Origin of the sequence: Streptomyces sp. DSM 110735 (genome assembly GCF_016482685.1) — a bacterium.
GTDB lineage: Bacteria > Actinomycetota > Actinomycetes > Streptomycetales > Streptomycetaceae > Streptomyces.
Genome location: NZ_JACYHF010000001.1, coordinates 363,897 through 380,850 on the forward strand (window position 1 = coordinate 363,897; position 16,954 = coordinate 380,850).

11 protein-coding genes and 1 tRNA gene are annotated in these 16,954 nt (G+C 71.4%); 4 read left to right on the forward strand and 8 right to left on the reverse strand.

Features of this window, described 5'->3' with window-relative positions; all coding sequences use genetic code 11:
* Window positions 1-15: 15 nt before the first annotated feature.
* The gene (locus IF655_RS01650) at window positions 16-1,308 is read left to right on the forward strand and encodes a serine/threonine-protein kinase (RefSeq protein WP_199581585.1); all 1,293 of its coding nucleotides are present in this window, start codon (window positions 16-18) and stop codon (window positions 1,306-1,308) included.
* Here the strand turns inward: IF655_RS01650 and IF655_RS01655 are convergent.
* Complete coding sequence (locus tag IF655_RS01655; RefSeq protein ID WP_206775276.1) at window positions 1,272-2,696, reverse strand: hypothetical protein; 1,425 nt, start codon at window positions 2,694-2,696, stop codon at window positions 1,272-1,274. The genes IF655_RS01650 and IF655_RS01655 overlap by 37 nt on opposite strands.
* Before the next feature lie 216 nt (window positions 2,697-2,912).
* A complete protein-coding gene (locus tag IF655_RS30955) occupies window positions 2,913-3,041 on the reverse strand; it encodes a DLW-39 family protein (RefSeq protein WP_003999697.1) in 129 nt (42 codons plus the stop codon).
* Between the two features lie 370 nt (window positions 3,042-3,411).
* On the opposite strand from IF655_RS30955, the gene IF655_RS01665 reads away from it, so the two are divergent.
* Complete coding sequence (locus tag IF655_RS01665) at window positions 3,412-3,795, forward strand: DUF6344 domain-containing protein (RefSeq protein ID WP_199581586.1); 384 nt, start codon at window positions 3,412-3,414, stop codon at window positions 3,793-3,795.
* A 128-nt stretch (window positions 3,796-3,923) separates the two neighbouring features.
* Here the strand turns inward: IF655_RS01665 and IF655_RS01670 are convergent, their stop codons facing one another.
* Window positions 3,924-4,112 (reverse strand): ferredoxin, encoded by a 189-nt coding sequence (locus tag IF655_RS01670; protein ID WP_199581587.1) that lies wholly within the window; start codon window positions 4,110-4,112, stop codon window positions 3,924-3,926.
* A gap of 539 nt (window positions 4,113-4,651) precedes the next feature.
* Here IF655_RS01670 and IF655_RS01675 point away from each other — a divergent pair.
* On the forward strand, window positions 4,652-8,845 hold the full coding sequence (locus IF655_RS01675) for an AAA family ATPase (protein WP_199581588.1): 4,194 nt from the start codon (window positions 4,652-4,654) through the stop codon (window positions 8,843-8,845).
* Window positions 8,846-9,046: 201 nt separating this feature from the next.
* Entirely contained in the window at window positions 9,047-10,294 is a 1,248-nt protein-coding gene (locus tag IF655_RS01680) for an MFS transporter (RefSeq protein WP_199581589.1), read from the forward strand.
* A 13-nt stretch (window positions 10,295-10,307) separates the two neighbouring features.
* Here IF655_RS01680 and IF655_RS01685 read toward each other — a convergent pair whose 3' ends face one another.
* The 5 genes from IF655_RS01685 to gyrB form a co-directional block, all read right to left on the reverse strand.
* Window positions 10,308-10,736: a hypothetical protein gene (locus IF655_RS01685; protein WP_199581590.1), complete on the reverse strand. Its 429-nt coding sequence runs from the start codon at window positions 10,734-10,736 to the stop codon at window positions 10,308-10,310.
* A 183-nt stretch (window positions 10,737-10,919) separates the two neighbouring features.
* Window positions 10,920-10,993, reverse strand: a tRNA-Ile gene (locus IF655_RS01690).
* 89 nt (window positions 10,994-11,082) lie between these two features.
* Entirely contained in the window at window positions 11,083-11,880 is a 798-nt protein-coding gene (locus tag IF655_RS01695) for a DUF3566 domain-containing protein (RefSeq protein WP_199581591.1), read from the reverse strand.
* A 15-nt stretch (window positions 11,881-11,895) separates the two neighbouring features.
* On the reverse strand, window positions 11,896-14,514 hold the full coding sequence (gyrA, locus tag IF655_RS01700; protein WP_199581592.1) for a DNA gyrase subunit A: 2,619 nt from the start codon (window positions 14,512-14,514) through the stop codon (window positions 11,896-11,898).
* Between the two features lie 42 nt (window positions 14,515-14,556).
* Window positions 14,557-16,629, reverse strand: coding sequence for a DNA topoisomerase (ATP-hydrolyzing) subunit B (gene gyrB, locus IF655_RS01705; RefSeq protein ID WP_199581593.1), 2,073 nt, complete (start codon window positions 16,627-16,629; stop codon window positions 14,557-14,559).
* Between the last annotated feature and the right edge of the window lie 325 nt (window positions 16,630-16,954).

Here is a 16,954-nt window from a genome sequence, read left to right on the forward strand (position 1 = left end):
GGAGGAGCCGCACGCATGGGTGAGGTGTTCGGCGGCCGGTACGAGCTGGCCGACCCGATCGGGCGCGGTGGCGTGGGCGCCGTCTGGCGCGCCTGGGACCACCGGCGGCGGCGTTACGTGGCAGCGAAGGTGCTCCAGCAGCGCGACGCCCACGCCCTGCTGCGCTTCGTCCGCGAACAGGCCCTGCGCATCGATCACCCGCACGTCCTCGCCCCGGCGAGCTGGGCAGCCGACGACGACCAGGTGCTGTTCACCATGGACCTCGTCTCCGGCGGCTCGCTGGTGCACCTGGTCAACGACTACGGCCCACTGCCGCCCCGCTTCGTGTGCGAGCTGCTCGACCAGCTCCTGTCCGGCCTCGCCGCCGTCCACGCCGAGGGCGTGGTGCACCGGGACGTCAAGCCCGCCAACATCCTGCTGGAGGCGACCGGCACCGGGCGCCCCCGGCTGCGCCTGTCCGACTTCGGCATCGCGATGCGCCTGGGCGAACCCCGGCTGACGGAGACCGACCTCGTGGTCGGCACCCCCGGCTATCTGGCGCCCGAACAGATGCTGGGCGGCGACCCGGACTTCCCGGCCGACCTGTTCGCGGTGGGACTCGTCGCCCTGTACCTGCTGGAGGGCGCCAAGCCGGACGCCAAGGCGATCGTGCGGTACTTCATGGAGCACGGCACACCAAGTGCGCCCGCGCGGATCCCCGAGCCCCTGTGGCAGGTCGTGGCGGGTCTCCTCCAGCCCGATCCAGGGGCGAGGTTCCGCTCGGCGACGGGGGTGCGCAAGGCGCTCGCCTCGGCCGTCGAACTCCTGCCGGAGCCCGGTCCCGACGACGAACCGGTCGAGATCTTCGACCAACTCGGTCCACTGCCGGAGGGGTTCGGGGCGGAAGGTCCGACGAAGCGGGCTTCCGGGATACGTCCCGACGCCGTACGTCCCGATGCCGGGCGTCCGGAGGGTGTACGTCCCGACGCCGTACGTCCGACCGCGCCTCCCACCCCCGACCCCCGCACCGTCCACCCCGCCATGTCCGACACCGGAAGCTTCCATCTGCCTCCCCCCGCGCCCCGGGAAGCGTCCGGCACCCCCGTACCGCAGGCGGCGCCCGCACCCCCCGCTCCGGCCACCGAAGCACCGACCGTCGCTCCTCCCGCCGAACCCCCGACCGCCCCGTACACCGCGCAGGGTCGCCGCGCCCCCTCACACCGCCATCACAGGCGCCGCCCGGGTCCCCCGGCCAAGGTGGCGGTCCCCGTCGTGCTGCTCGCCCTGGCCTGCTACGCCGTCGGCTTCTGGGCGCTGGTACGGATCTGAGCCCGGCGGGACGCCAGGGTCCAGGCGCCGAGACCGAGCAGCAGCGCGGTCCCGGTGCCGATGCCCCCCGCCGCGAGGAGACGCATCGTGGTGCCGTCGTCCCCGCTCTCGCCGGTGACCGCGTCGTGCCAGTCCTGGGAGCTGACCTCGAAGAGACCGTCCGGCACCGACTTCCCGGCGTACCGAGGTCCGTCGTGCAGGTGTCCGTCGAGGCGCACGGTCAGCGTCACCTCGTAGGGACCGGACCCGAAGCTGTCGGCCAGGCGCGAGCTGACGTGGACGACCAGGTAGTACCGCCCGGCGAAACGCACGGTGTTCTCGTCGTCGGTGACGGCGTAGCGGTTGGCGTACTCCACCGGCGGCACGGGCGGCAGGGCGGCGGTGCGCGGGGTTCCGGTGAAGCCGAGGGAGGCGTCCTCGACGCGGCCGCGCGCGGGGTTGTGCAGGGCGAGGTCCAGGGCGCCGCCGACATAGCCGCTGCCGCTGGCGGCGCCGAGTTCGGCGGTGGCGTGGAGCTGCTGACCCCAGCCGACGGGCACCGCGTAGAAGAGGGTGGTGCCGGGGGCGGCACGGGTGCGCCAGATGCCCTCGCCCAGCGGGCGCGCGGTGGCGAATCCGGCGCCGCCGGACCGGGTGCGGGCGGTGCCGACGGGCGGCCGGGGTGTGGCAGAGTCCCAGGTGGCGGGCGGCGTGGTCGGTCCGGGCGTGGTCGGGCGGGACTCCGTGACGGGCGCGATCTCCAGGTCCCAGGTCCGGCGGGATCCGGAGTCCCCGCTGTCCAGGCGCTCGACGAGCAGGTAATAGGTCCCCGCGCCCGCGCACAGGGTCCGCCCGGTGTCGCGCTGGGCGAGCGCGGTCACGGGTCGCGGGCTCAGGGCGGCGCCGATGGTGGCGGAGGCGTAGGAGCAGGCGTTGCCGTCGGTGTCGCGGAGCGAGACCCGGATGCCGTCCGTGGAGGCGACGGGGGCGCCTGCCGGGGGTACGGCGGTGACGGGGGCGTAGGCGGTGGTCTTCGCGGTGAGGTCGAGGCGGTAGTAGAGCTTGCCGTGGGCGGGGAGTGAGCTGCGGTAGGTATGGCCCGCCGTCAGCGGCCGCGCCGCGGAGGTGCCCGGTTCACCGGACATGGTCTCGGCCCCGGTGGCGAAGGCGTACGGCCGGGGTCCGGACGGCGCGGCTTCGGCGGTCCCGGCCGGGGTGGCCGCCAGGACACACAGGAGGCTCGCCGCGAAGAGGGCGGCGGTGCGGTGAGGGCGGTGGCGGTGGCGTCCGGTCCGGGGGTCCGGTGCCGGTGCGGCGTACTGCCGTCGTGCCCGTGCGGTGGTGAACCCCCGCAGTACCCGCCCCGCGCGTCCTCGCCCCCGCATGGACACCCCCGGTCCCTCCCCCATCGTCCGCACCACGCCTGGGGCCCATCCTGCACCGGGAGCCCTTGCTCCATCCGCGCATTCCGCGCGGTCGTCCGAAAGGTCCGGGCCGTCCGGGCCGTTTCCCACGGGGCTACACCAGCCTCCGGAGACCGGCAACCGGAGACGGCCGGGCCCGGACAACGCGGAACCCCGGTCGCTCGGGGCGGCCGGGGTTCGGTTCAGATCGTGGTGCCGGGGTCAGGAACCCGTGGGCACGGAGTCGGTTGCCTCCGTCCACAGATCCTGCTCGGCGCGATCCGCCTGGATCTGGCGGTACACGAGGAGACCGCCGATGGCGGCCAGTGCGACCAGGAGCAGCTTCTTCACCGCGCGACCTCGTCTTTCGTTGGCGTTGGGGACCTCTGGCGCCCGACTATACACACCGGCCGATATCGATCGGTGACCTGCGTCGGGGGCCGCCGCACGCCCCAACTCCCGCTTCTCCGCCCGCGATAGCCGAGCGGAAGGGCGCTCGTCCGGAGGGTGATCACGAGGGCGCTCGCACCCGCACGCACGGTCAGTTTTCTCCCACTTCCTTCTCATCACCTGGTTTTGCGGGGTTTTCCGGGCTCTTGCGGCCATCCGTGTGGTGTTCATCTGAACATCGACGCGCCACGGCGCGAGGTCCACCACTTCGGGACGCTCATACACATCATGAGGAAAGTACGCAAATCGCCCAACCCGAAAGTGAGGGGACATGGCCCGCACCAAGGTCATGAAGCTGTGGACCGCGTTCGTCACCGCCTTCCTGGCGCTGTGCACGGCGCTCGGACTCGTCACCGCGACCGCCCCGACGGCGGCCGCCCGGACCGGAAGCCCGACCGAGAGCCCGAGCCGGAGCACCGAGCACCACACGGCGCCAGCGACCACCGCGGCGGCACAGCACAGGATCTGGCCGCACGCCAGGGCCCTGCCCCCCACGATGAAACAGCGCATCCGGGCCGAGGCCCACGGAAAGTCCCCCCACTGCCGGAGCCGTTCCCGCACCGCCGACGACACCGCGACGAAGATCCCGCACCGGCTGTACGTCCCGGAACAGACGGAGAGCGGCGACCGCCACACCCAGCAGCTCGACTGCTGAGGAACCCCTCGGCCCCACAGAACCGCTGACGTCTCGACACCCGGCGACTTGCGTACGCGACCGTCGATGCGAAACCCCTGGCCGACCCGGCCGGGGGTCAGCGCCGCTTCCACCGCGGCACCGTGCCGCTACTCCTCCAGCACCACAGCCCGGGAGGGACACTTCTCCGCCGCCTCCCGCACCGCCGGATCGTCCCCGGACTCCTCCTGGCCGGGCCGGACCACGCCGTACCCGTCCACGAAGTCGAACACCGCCGGCACCCGGAACGCGCAGTCGGACGAGCCGTAGCAAGCGTCCCGGTCCACGGAGACCTTCATGTGTCCTCCCCTTCTCGGGCGGCGGGCCCGGGTCGTCACGGGAACCGGCTCCCGCGCGGGCTGCCCCCGCGCCCAGCACGACCCTGCCCCCTCGGCACCCGCCTGAACCGGACCCGAGGCAGGCGCGGACACCGCGCGCCACCGCCCGTCCGGCACCGGTCCCTCCCCTCGTGGGGACCGGTACCGAACCGAGCGGGGGTCCGGGAGCCCCGCGCCGCATCGGCATGCCCGGCGCGAGGTCGTGCGGAGCAGATACGGACACCACCCGGGCTCCGAGCCGGGCGACACGGGCCCACCGGGCGCGTCCCGGCGAAGTTGACCGAGAACTTTCGACGCCCCGGGGCTCTGTCCCGGCGGGCGGGCCCTTGGCCTGTCCGAACGGTGTGTGACAGCTCCGCTACCAGGTCGTGATCCTGCCATCCGGTGCGCCCACAGAGGAGATCCCGGTCCCCGAGACCCGGGCTTTCGCGCAGGTCAGCCGTATAGGGTGAGTTTTCCGGTCCGGACGTCCAGAAGCGGGGGAAGTAAGGGGTGGGACCTTGGGTTCCGACTCAGGGGCACGCACAGCCTTGGCCGAGCGCCTCGCCCTGCTCTACCGGGAAGCCGGCAACCCGCCCCTCAAGAGCGTGTCCGAGGCCGTCGTCCGGCTCCAGCGCGTGGACGAACGCGGGCGGCCGGTACGGGTCTCCGCGCAGCGCATCAGCGACTGGCGCCGGGCCAGGAACGTCCCCGCCCAGTTCACCGCCCTCGCCGCCGTCCTGCAGATCCTGATCCCCGAAGCCCGGCGCACACGACCCACCCCGGTCTCCGGCGGGCTGTACGACCTGACGCAGTGGCAACGGCTGTGGGAGACGGCGCTGGCCGATCCGGTGGGCGAGAAGCCGCAGCCGCAGGCGGGGGAGGAGAAGCGGCAACCGCCGTCCCAGGCACCGCCCGTGCCGGGCAGCGTCTGCCCGTACCGGGGTCTCGCGCCCTACCGGCGGGAGGACGCGCAGTGGTTCTTCGGCCGCGAGCGCGGTACGGACGCCCTGGTGAGCCAGCTCCGCGCCGCCGGGCGCACGGGCGGTCTGGTCATGCTGGTCGGTGCCTCGGGTGCGGGAAAGTCCTCCCTCCTCAACGCCGGTCTCGTCCCGGCCGTACGGGACGGCGCCCTGGGCAATGACGGCGGGCCCGTGCTGCACCTGGTCCCCGGCGCCGATCCGCTCGGCGAGCTGATCCAGCTCGTCCCCGCCCTCGAACCCCTCGCCGCCGAGGCACTCGCCGCCGAGCGGAAGGCGGCACGCGATCCGTCGGCGCCCGGCGCGGACACGCCTCGGCTGACTCGGGCGGTCCGGGAGGCGGTGTTGGCGTGGGCTCGGGGCGCGGCGGCGGGCGGGCTCGCCGTTTCACGTGAAACGAAGGTCGACGGCTCCTCTGTTTCACGTGAAACAGGAGCTGGCACTTCCGTCGTTTCACGTGAAACAGCGCCCGGGGTTTCACGTGAAACAGGCGCCGCCATCCCCGCTCCGCGCGCCGAACGACGCCCCCGTCCCGTCCTGATCGTCGACCAGTTCGAGGAGACCTTCACGCTCTGCCCGGACGAGGCCGAGCGCCGTGTCTTCCTGCGCTTCCTGCACGCCGCCTGCACGCCCGGTCCGTACACACCAGATCCGTCCGCACCCGGCGCTGCCGCGCCCGTCCTCGTCGTCCTCGGCATACGCGCCGACTTCTACGAGGAGTGCCTCGGCTACCCGGAGCTGGCCGATGCCCTCCAGCACCGGCACATGGTGCTCGGTCCGCTGACCACCGCCGAGCTGCGCGAGGCGGTGACCGGTCCCGCCAAGGCGGTGGGCTTGGAGCTGGAGGCGGGACTGACCGAGCTGATCGTGCGCGAGGTGACCGCCGACGGTCCGCGCGGAGCACACGACGCGGGCGTGCTGCCCCTGCTGTCGCACGCCCTGCTCGCCACCTGGCAGCGCCGCAAGGGCGGTCGGCTGACCCTCGCCGGATACCGCGCGGCCGGTGGCATCCAGGGCGCCGTCGCCGCCACCGCCGAGCGCGCCTGGTCCGGTCTCGACCCGGCCGCACGCAGCGCAGCCCGGCTGCTCCTGCTGCGCCTGGTCCGGCTGGGCGAGGACACCCACGCCACCCGCAGGCGCGGCACCCGGCGCCAACTGGCCGAGGAGTCCAACGACCCGGGCAAGACCGAGGAGTCGCTGGAGGCGCTGGTCCGCGCCCGGCTGGTCACCCTGGACGCGGACACCGTCGAGATCACCCACGAGGCGCTGCTGCACGCCTGGCCCCGGCTGCGCCACTGGATCGACGACAACCGCACCGAGCATCTGCTGCGCCAGCGCCTGGAGGAGGACGGCCGGGCCTGGGAGTCCTCGCACCGGGACAACTCGCTGCTGTACCGGGGCTCCCGTCTGGAGCAGGCCCGCGACTGGGCCGAGTCGGCGGGGGACACCTATCTGACCCGGGGCGCGAAGGAGTTCCTGGCCGCCTCGGTGCGGCTGCGTCGGCGCACGGTGATCATCAGCCGGGCCGCGGTCGCGGCGCTGGTGGCGCTGGCCGTGCTCGCGGCGGGCTCGGCGGTGATCGCCTCGCGGCAGCGGGACGACGCGGTGTTCCAGCAGGTGCTGGCCGAGGCGGACCGGGTGCAGCACACCGACCCCTCGCTCGCCGCGCGTCTGGACCTGGTGGCCCACCGGCTCCGCCCGGACGACGACGGCGCCTACAGCAGGCTGATCTCCATCGTGAACGCCCCGCTCGCCACCCCGCTGTCCGGCCACACGGGAGCCGTCTACCTCACCACCTTCAGCCCCGACGGCCACACCCTCGCCACCGCGAGCTACGACCGCACCGTCCGCCTGTGGGACACGACCGACCGGAAGCACCCCACCCCGCTCGGCAAACCGCTGACCGGCCACACCGGCTGGGTGAGCAGCGCGGTGTTCAGCCCGGACGGGCACACCCTCGCCAGCGCGGGCGACGACGGCACGATCCGCCTGTGGAACACGACCGACCGGAAGCACCCCACCCCGCTCGGCGCCCCCCTCACCGGCCACAAGGGCACGATCTACCTGGTCGCCTTCAGCCCCGACGGCCGTACCCTCGCCAGCGCGGGCGAGGACCACACCGTACGGCTGTGGAACGTGGCCGACCCGCGGCGTCCGAAAGCCCTCGGCGCGCTGCGCGGCTCCACCGCGGCGGTGCGCTCCGTGGCGTTCAGCCCCGACGGGCACACGCTCGCCTCGGGCGGCGACGACGACACGGTCCGCCTCTGGGACGTGGCCGATGCCCGACGCCCCCGGGCGATCCACCGGGTGCTCACCGGGCACACGGACCTGGTGCACTCGGTCGCCTTCAGCCCCGACGGACGCACCCTGGCCAGCGGCAGCGCGGACGACACGATCCGGCTGTGGAACGTCGCCGACCCGAAGCGTTCGGCTCCGCTGGGCGGACCGCTGACCGGGCACACCGGACCGATCTGGTCGGTGGCGTTCAGCCCGGACGGCGGCCGCCTCGCCGCCGCCAGCGCGGACAGCACCGCCAGTCTGTGGAACGTCGGGGATCCGGCGTCGCCCTCGCAGGTGGGCGAGCCGCTGGCGGGCGGCAGCGGCGAGATGTACGCCCTCGGGTTCAGCCCGGACGGCCGTACGCTCGCCACCGGCAGCGGCGACGGAAAGGTCCGGCTGTGGTCGGTGCCGGTCTCGGACATGATCGGGCGGGTGGGGGCGTTCCGGCCGGACGGCGAGGTGCTCGCCACGGCCGCGCGGGACGGCCGCGTCCGGCTGTGGAAGGTGACGGCGCCCGGACGCCCGGTTCCGCTGTCCGCCCCGTTCATGCCCGCCGACGGCGGCGAGCGCTCGCTGACGTACTCCCCCGACGGACGCACCCTCGCCGTCCTCACCGGTACCGGCTCGGTCCGCCTGTGGAACGTCGCCGACCCGGCCCACCCGGTCCCCGCCGGGCGTCCGCTGCGGCTGCAGACCCGGTTCATGGGCTCGGACGCGCTGGCCTTCAGCCCCGACAGCCGCGTCCTGGCCACCGCCTACGACGAGCACCGGCTGCGCCTGTGGGACGTCGCCGACCCGGCGCATCCGGCGCCGCTCGGCAAGCCGCTCTCCGGCCACCGGGGGTACATCAACGGCCTGGAGTTCGCCCCGCACGGCCACACCCTGGCCAGCGGCAGCGCGGACGGCACGATCCGGCTGTGGAACGTACGCCGCCCGGCGCACCCGGTCCCGCTCGGCCGTCCCCTCACCGGCCACTCCGGTCCGGTCAACGCCCTGGCGTACAGCCCCGACGGACACACGCTCGCCTCCGGCGGCGACGACGACACGGTCCGGCTCTGGAACGTCACCGACCCGTCCGCCGCGACACCCGTCGGCCGGACCCTCACCGGTCACACCGAGGCGGTCACCTCGCTGACCTTCAGCGCGGACGGGCACACACTGGCTAGCGGGGGAGACGACAACACGGTCCGGCTGTGGGACGTCACCGACCCGGCGTCGGCCGCGCCCATCGGCCAGTCCATGAGCCCGTACGCCAAGACGGGCAACTTCCTGTCCTTCAGCCCCGGCCGCCAGGTCCTCGGGGTGTCCAGCGGCGCCGACACGGTCCGCCTGTGGAGCCTGGACACCGACGCGGCGATCCGGCACATCTGCTCCCTCACCCGGGACGTCCTCACCCCGGCCAGGTGGCACGAGTACCTTCCCCGCCTCTCCTACGACCCGCCGTGCCGGGACTGACCCCTCAGGATCAGCCAACTCCCCCAATCTTCAAGCCCGTTGTTCACCCCCCCGGCTCGCTCCACCCTCTCCGACCTTGTACCCTTGGCCATAGCCCGACCGCTGACGCATCCCCCGTCGTCAGCGGTCGGGTCTTTGCGTCGGGCACGAAGTGGCCTGATCGATCCGGGCGTTGACCCTCGCGGGGGTAGGGTCCGCCGAATGGATCTCCGCGCGTCCCTGTCCGTGCTGGGCAACCGGTCGTTCCGCCTCCTGCTGGCGGCCCGGCTGATCTCCGCGAGCGGGTCGGCGATGGCGCCCGTGGCGCTCGCCTTCGCCGTCCTCGGCTTCGACGACCGCCCCACGGCGCTGGCGACCGTCCTCGCGGGCAACACCCTCCCGCAACTCGTGCTCCTGCTGGCCGGGGGCGTCGCCGCGGACCGGTTCTCCCGCCGTGGCGTCATCGTCACCGGCAACCTGGCGGCCGCCCTCTCCCAGGCCGGTGTCGCCGTCCTGGTCGCCACGGGCACCGCCGACGTCGCGCGGGTGGCTCTGCTGGCGTGCGTGACGGGTGCCGCGAACGCGCTGATGAGCCCGGCCATGAACAGCCTGCTGCCCCAGCTCGTGGACGCCCGGCACCTCCAGGAGGCCAACGTCCTCGTCCGGCTGCCCACCAACGTCCTGAGGATCGCCGCCCCCGCGCTGGGCGGCGCGCTGGTCGCCCTGGCGGGACCGCAGTGGGTCCTGGGCTGGGACGCGGCGAGCTTCACCCTGGCGGCGGTGCTGTGCGCGTTCCTGACCCTCTCCGGTGCGGCGAGGACCGTCCCCGGCGCCTCCGTGCTGCACGACTTCCGCACCGGCTGGCGGGAGTTCGCCCGGCGCCCCTGGATCTGGTCGTACACCCTGTCCGGGACGGTCGTCGTGGCCCTGTGGCTCGGCGGTTACCAGCTCCTCGGCCCCCTCGTCCTGGACCACGCGGGCCTGGGCGCGGCGGCCTGGGGGATCGTGCAGGGCAGCTTCGCCGTAGGTCTCGTCCTCGGCGGTCTCGTCGCCCTGCGCTGGAAACCCGAGCGGCTGATGATCGCGTGCGTGGCCACGGGGCTCCCCATGGCCCTCCCCCTCGCGGTGCTGGCGACCGGCCCCCACCTCGCCGTGCTGGCCACCACGGCTGCCCTGGCCGGCATCGGCCTCGACCTGTCCATCGTCTACTGGAACACCGCCCTCCAGCAGGAACTCCCCGCGGACGTCCTGGGCCGGGTGACCTCTTTCAACTCCCTCGGCGAACTCCTCGCCGTCCCCCTCGGCTACGTCCTCGTCGGTCTGACCGCCACCACCACCGGCACGACCCCCGTCCTGCTCACCGCCGCCGCCCTCATCCTCCTGGCCTCGGCCGCCCTGTTCGCCGTCCCCAGCCAGTGGACGATCCACCGCGCACCCCGCACACCGGCACCCCGGCCCGCGACGGCGTGAGCACCACCACCGGTCAGCGCGGACCGCGCCGCGGCGGCCGCAGCAGAGCCCAGACGGCAACAGTCCCGACGTGCCACGCGACCCACCCGGTGAACCGCCGGAACGTGGAACGGCGCAGGGTGCAGAGCCAGACGTAGGCACTCAGCGAAACGCAGAGACAGCCCCAGCTCTGCCACCAGAAGTCCCACCCCACCGGATCCCGGCTGACGAGCAGCCAGAACCCCCAGACCGCCACCGTGGCTCCCTCCCACGCCGCCAGCCCCGCCCCGAGCACATGCCCTTGAGCCGCCCACCGGGAGGCGAGCAGCCCGACGGGAATCTGGACGCCCACATGAAGCATCAGCACCCAGAGCATCAGCGCGAACTCCTGGCCGTAGGTCTGCGTCGACACGACCGGCAGCAGATGCATCCCGATCAGCAGCAGCACGCCACTCACATGCATGGCCACGAGATTCAACGGCACATGCCACCCCGCCACCCACCGACGCGGCTCACCACTCACCCGCACCACGACCACGACCTCCCCCGGTGACCCCAACGGGCCCCCCTGCCCGGATCCTACTGACGGGCTCCCGGGGAAAGCCGAAGACCCCCGGCCCAAGTGGACCGGGGGTCTTCGCAGATGTGGGGCTAACAGGATTTGAACCTGTGGCCTCATCCTTATCAGGGATGCGCTCTAACCAACTGAGCTATAGCCCCGCCGCGCTCTGCGGTGTATGTCCCGCGCGCTGACTCCTGAAGATTAGCGCACGACCGGGGCAGTCCCAAAATCGGTTGTCGGGGGACGGTCACTCGTCCTCGGCGAGGGTCAGCTCGACGCCGCCCACGAAGCCCGCGGAGAGGTTGTAGATGAAGGCGGCGAGGGTGGCCAGCGCCGTCGCGAGGACGACGTCGATCACGGAGATGATCGTCGCGAACATCAGGACGTGCGGCAGCGAGAGGTACGACTGCAGGTCGAAACCATTCGCCTCGCTGGACCCGGTCGCCTCGGAGATCGTGCCGCCCACCGTGGAGAACACGCCCATCGCGTCCATGACCATCCACAGCACCGCCGAGGCGACGATCGTGCAGATGCCCAGCGCGATGGAGAGCAGGAAGCTGACCTTCATCACCGACCACGGGTCGGCCTTGGCCACCCGCAGCCGCGCCTTGCGGGTGCGCGGCGCCGTACGCGCGCCGGTGCGGGCGACGCGCATCGCGTCCGCCGGCGGCTGCGCGGGGTATGCCTGCGGGGGGTGGTAGGGACCGGCGGGCTGCTCGGGGCCGCGCTCACCGGGGAGCGGCGAGCCGCCGGACTTGCCCTCCGCGGCCCCGGCCTGTCCGCCGCGGGTGTCCGTCACAGTGCCCCCCTGGGATGCGGCCCCGTCCGCCTCGGCGGGCGGGACCGGCTTGAGGTTCGTCGTGGGCGGGTCGGCCGGAGCGCCCCCCGAACCCGCCTTCCCCTTCTTGCCCGCAGTGTTCCCTGCGTTCCCTGCGTTCCCTGCATTCCCTGCGTTCCCTGCGTTCGCGGCGGAGCCACGGCCGCCGCCGTCCGTCTCCGTACCCGTTGAGGTACCGGCCGATCCGGCGCCCGTGGCTCCGCTCACGTCTCACTCCTCGCGCTACTCGGCCGAGGGCGCCTCACCCTCGTCCGTCTCCTCGGCCTCGATCACGACCACGGTCTCGGTCTCGTCGACGACGTCCTCGCCGTCGACCTCCTCCGCCTCGCGACCCGCCTCGGCGTTACGTGCGATGCCGACCACGGCATCGCGCTTGCCCAGGTTGATCAGTTGGACGCCCATGGTGTCACGGCCCGTCTCCCTGACTCCGCTGACTCGCGTGCGAATCACACCGCCGGACAGGGTGATGGCGAGGATCTCGTCGGTCTCCTCGACAATCAGCGCGCCGACGAGCGATCCACGGTCCTCGACGATCTTGGCAGCCTTGATGCCGAGACCGCCACGTCCCTGGACGCGGTACTCGTCGACGGCCGTGCGCTTGGCATATCCGCCGTCCGTCGCGGTGAACACGAACGTACCGGGTCGCACCACATTCATCGAGAGCAGTTCGTCGCCCTCGCGGAAGCTCATGCCCTTCACACCCGAGGTGGCACGGCCCATCGGACGCAGTGTCTCGTCCGACGCGGTGAACCTGATGGACTGCGCCTTCCGGCTGACGAGGAGCAGGTCGTCGTCCGCCGAGACCAGCTCGGCGCCGATCAGCTCGTCGTCCGCGCCGTTCTCCTGCGCACGCAGGTTGATGGCGATGACACCGCCGGAGCGCGGCGAGTCGTAGTCCTTCAGCGGGGTCTTCTTCACCAGACCCGCCTTGGTGGCCAGGACCAGGTACGGCGCCGCCTCGTAGTCACGGATCGCGAGGATCTCGGCGATCGCCTCGTCCGGCTGGAAGGCCAGCAGGTTCGCCACGTGCTGACCCCGCGCGTCCCGGCCGGCGTCCGGCAGCTCGTACGCCTTCGCGCGGTAGACCCGGCCCTTGTTGGTGAAAAACAGCAGCCAGTGGTGCGTGGTGGAGACGAAGAAGTGGTCGACGATATCGTCTTCCTTCAGCTTCGCGCCCCGCACGCCCTTGCCGCCGCGCTTCTGCGCCCGGTAGTCGTCGGTCTTGGTCCGCTTGATGTAACCACCACGCGTGACCGTGACGACGATGTCCTCCTCGGCGATCAGGTCCTCGATGGACATGTCGCCCTCGTAGGGGATCAGCTTGCTGCGCCGGTCGTCGCCGAACTTGTCGACGATGGCGGCCAGCTCGTCGTGGATGATCTGGCGCTGCAGGGACTCGGAGGCGAGGATCGCGTTGTACTCGTTGATCTTCACCTGGAGCTCGTCGTGCTCCTGGACGATCTTCTGGCGCTCCAGGGCGGCCAGACGGCGCAACTGCATCTCGAGGATGGCGTTGGCCTGGATCTCGTCGATCTCCAGGAGCTCCATCAGGCCCGTGCGGGCGATCTCGACGGTGTCGCTGGCGCGGATGAGCGCGATGACCTCGTCGATGGCGTCCAGGGCCTTCAGCAGACCGCGCAGGATGTGCGCGCGCTCCTCGGCCTTGCGCAGCCGGAAGCGCGTACGGCGGACGATGACCTCGATCTGGTGCGTCACCCAGTGGCGGATGAACGCGTCCAGGGACAGCGTGCGCGGCACCCCGTCGACCAGCGCCAGCATGTTGGCACCGAAGTTGGTCTGCAGCTCCGTGTGCTTGTACAGGTTGTTCAGGACGACCTTGGCGACCGCGTCCCGCTTGAGGACGATGACCAGGCGCTGACCGGTGCGCGAGGAGGTCTCGTCGCGCACGTCGGCGATGCCGCCGATCTTGCCGTCCTTCACCAGGTCGGCGATCTTCTGCGCGAGGTTGTCCGGGTTCACCTGGTACGGCAGCTCGGTGACGACCAGGCACTGACGGCCCTGGATCTCCTCGACCTCGACCACCGCGCGCATCGTGATGGAGCCGCGACCGGTGCGGTACGCCTCCTCGATGCCCTTGCGGCCCACGACCAGCGCGCCGGTCGGGAAGTCGGGACCCTTGATCCGCTCGATCAGGGCGTCGAGCAGCTCCTCCTGCGAGGCGTCCGGGTTCTCCAGGTGCCACTGGGCACCGGCGGCGACCTCGCGCAGGTTGTGCGGCGGGATGTTGGTCGCCATGCCGACCGCGATACCGGCCGAACCGTTGATCAGCAGGTTGGGGAAGCGGGCGGGCAGGACGGTCGGCTCCTTGGAGCGGCCGTCGTAGTTGTCCTTGAAATCGACGGTGTCCTCGTCGATGTCGCGGACCATCTCCATGGACAGCGGCGCCAGCTTGCACTCGGTGTAGCGCATGGCGGCGGCCGGGTCGTTGCCCGGGGAGCCGAAGTTGCCGTTGGAGTCCACGAGCGGCATCCGCATCGCCCACGGCTGGGCGAGGCGGACCAGGGCGTCGTAGATCGAGCTGTCGCCGTGCGGGTGGTAGTTACCCATGACGTCACCGACGACACGGGCGCACTTGTAGAAGCCGCGCTCGGGGCGGTAGCCGCCGTCGTACATGGCGTAGAGCACGCGGCGGTGGACCGGCTTGAGGCCGTCCCGGACGTCGGGCAGCGCCCGGGACACGATGACGGACATCGCGTAGTCCAGGTACGAGCGCTGCATCTCCGCGTCGAGTCCGACCGGCTCGATGCGCAGCGTCGCCGGAGTCGACTCGGTCTCGGGCGTCACTGGCTCAGGGGTGAAGTTCGGGGTCTCGTCGGCCATTGCTGGTGAAGATCCTTCCTGGTGCGGTCAGCGGAGACCGACTCAGATGTCGAGGAAGCGGACGTCCTTGGCGTTGCGCTGGATGAACTGGCGACGTGCCTCGACGTCCTCGCCCATCAGCACCGAGAACAGGTCGTCGGCCTGGGCGGCGTCGTCGAGGGTGACCTGGCCGAGGACCCGGTGCTCGGGGTCCATGGTGGTCACGCGCAGCTCCTCGGCGTTCATCTCGCCGAGACCCTTGAAGCGCTGGATGGAGTCCTCGCGGATGCGCTTGCCCCGCTGGCGGCCCATCTCGATCAGCGCGTCGCGCTCACGGTCGGAGTAGGCGTACTCGATGTCGTCCCGACCCCACTTGATCTTGTACAGCGGGGGACGCGACAGGTACACGAACCCGGCCTCGACCAGCGGCCGCATGAAGCGGAACAGGAAGGTCAGCAGCAGGGTGTTGATGTGCTGGCCGTCGACGTCGGCGTCCGCCATCAGGATGATCTTGTGATAGCGGAGCTTGTCGATGTCGAAGTCCTCGTGCACACCGGTGCCGAAGGCGGAGATCAGCGCCTGGATCTCCTGGTTCTGCAGGATCTTGTCGATCCGCGCCTTCTCGACGTTGAGGATCTTGCCGCGGATCGGGAGGATCGCCTGGAACTCCGGGTTGCGGCCGGACTTGGCCGAACCGCCGGCGGAGTCGCCCTCGACGATGAAGATCTCGCACTTGGCCGGGTCGTTGGACTGGCAGTCCGACAGCTTGCCCGGCAGCGACGCCGACTCCAGCAGACCCTTGCGACGGGTGAGGTCGCGCGCCTTGCGGGCGGCGACACGCGCGGTGGCCGCCTGGATGCCCTTGCGGATGATGTCCGCGGCCTCGACCGGGTTGCGGTCCAGCCAGTCGTTCAGGTGCTCGTAGACCGCCTTCTGCACGAAGGTCTTGGCCTCCGTGTTGCCCAGCTTGGTCTTCGTCTGGCCCTCGAACTGCGGCTCGCTCAGCTTGACCGAGATGATCGCGGTCAGACCCTCGCGGATGTCGTCGCCGGTGAGGTTGTCGTCCTTCTCGCGAAGGAGCTTCTTGTCGCGCGCGTACTTGTTGATCAGCGACGTCAGCGCGGCGCGGAAGCCCTCCTCGTGCGTACCGCCCTCATGCGTGTGGATGATGTTCGCGAAGGAGTACACGCCCTCGCTGTAACCGCTGTTCCACTGCATGGCGACCTCGAGGGACAGGCTCTTGTCCTTGTCCTCGGCCTCCAGGTCGATGATCGTGGGGTGCACCACCTCTCCCTTGCGGGAGTTGAGGTACTTCACGTAGTCGACGATGCCGCCCTCGTAGTGGTACGTGACGGACTTGACCTCGTCCTTCTCGTCCGCACCCGCCTCGTCGGCACCGCTGGTCGCCTTCGCCACCGCGCGCTCGTCGGTGAGCCGGATCGTCAGGCCCTTGTTGAGGAACGCCATCTCCTGGAAACGCCGCGACAGCGTCTCGAAGGAGTACTCCGTGGTCTCGAAGATCTCCGGGTCCGCCCAGAAGGTGACCGACGTGCCGGTCTCCTCCACCGTCTCGTTCCGCTGCAGCGGGGCGGTGGGGACGCCCATCTTGTAGTCCTGCGTCCAGCGGTGGCCGTCCGTCTTCACCTCGACGGCGACCTTCGTGGACAGCGCGTTCACGACGGACACACCCACGCCGTGCAGACCACCGGAGACGGCGTACCCGCCGCCGCCGAACTTGCCGCCCGCGTGCAGCACGGTCAGCACGACCTCGACGGCCGGCTTGCCCTCGGAGGGCACGATGCCGACCGGGATGCCTCGGCCGTTGTCCACCACACGGACCCCGCCGTCCGGCAGGATCGTCACGTCGATGGTGTCCGCGTAACCGGCCAGCGCCTCGTCGACCGAGTTGTCGACGACCTCCTGCACCAGGTGGTGCAGACCGCGCTCACCGGTCGAGCCGATGTACATACCGGGTCGCTTGCGGACCGCGTCCAGCCCTTCGAGCACGGTGATGGCACTGGCGTCATAAGAGGTGGAGGCGGCGGGGGCCTCGCCGTTGACGCCGGCGTCGGTGGACGGGATGTTCTCGTTGGGGTTGCCGGAATCGGCCACGAAGCGCCCTTTCTGGCACAGCACGAGCCGGGCTCCCGGGGGAACCCCCTCTGGGGGAGGGTTGCCGGAGCGGCTGCGGCATGTTGCGTTTGGTAAGCCTGGATCAGCGTTGCTCAGCTTTTCCCGGACAGTCCCCACGAGTGGGGCGGGATTCGCCTTCCAGTCTACCGGTAGCGCCGACAGTGATGGGGGTTTGCGGGCACCTGAGTCCCCATGTGCCGCCCTGAACCGGCCTCGATGGCATCCCGATATACGGAAGGGGGCTCCAAGGGGCTCACAGCGGCGCTCAGAGCTTTCGGCCGTCATCCCTTGTCCAGAGGGGGGTACGCACTCCATCGGCGCAGGTGCG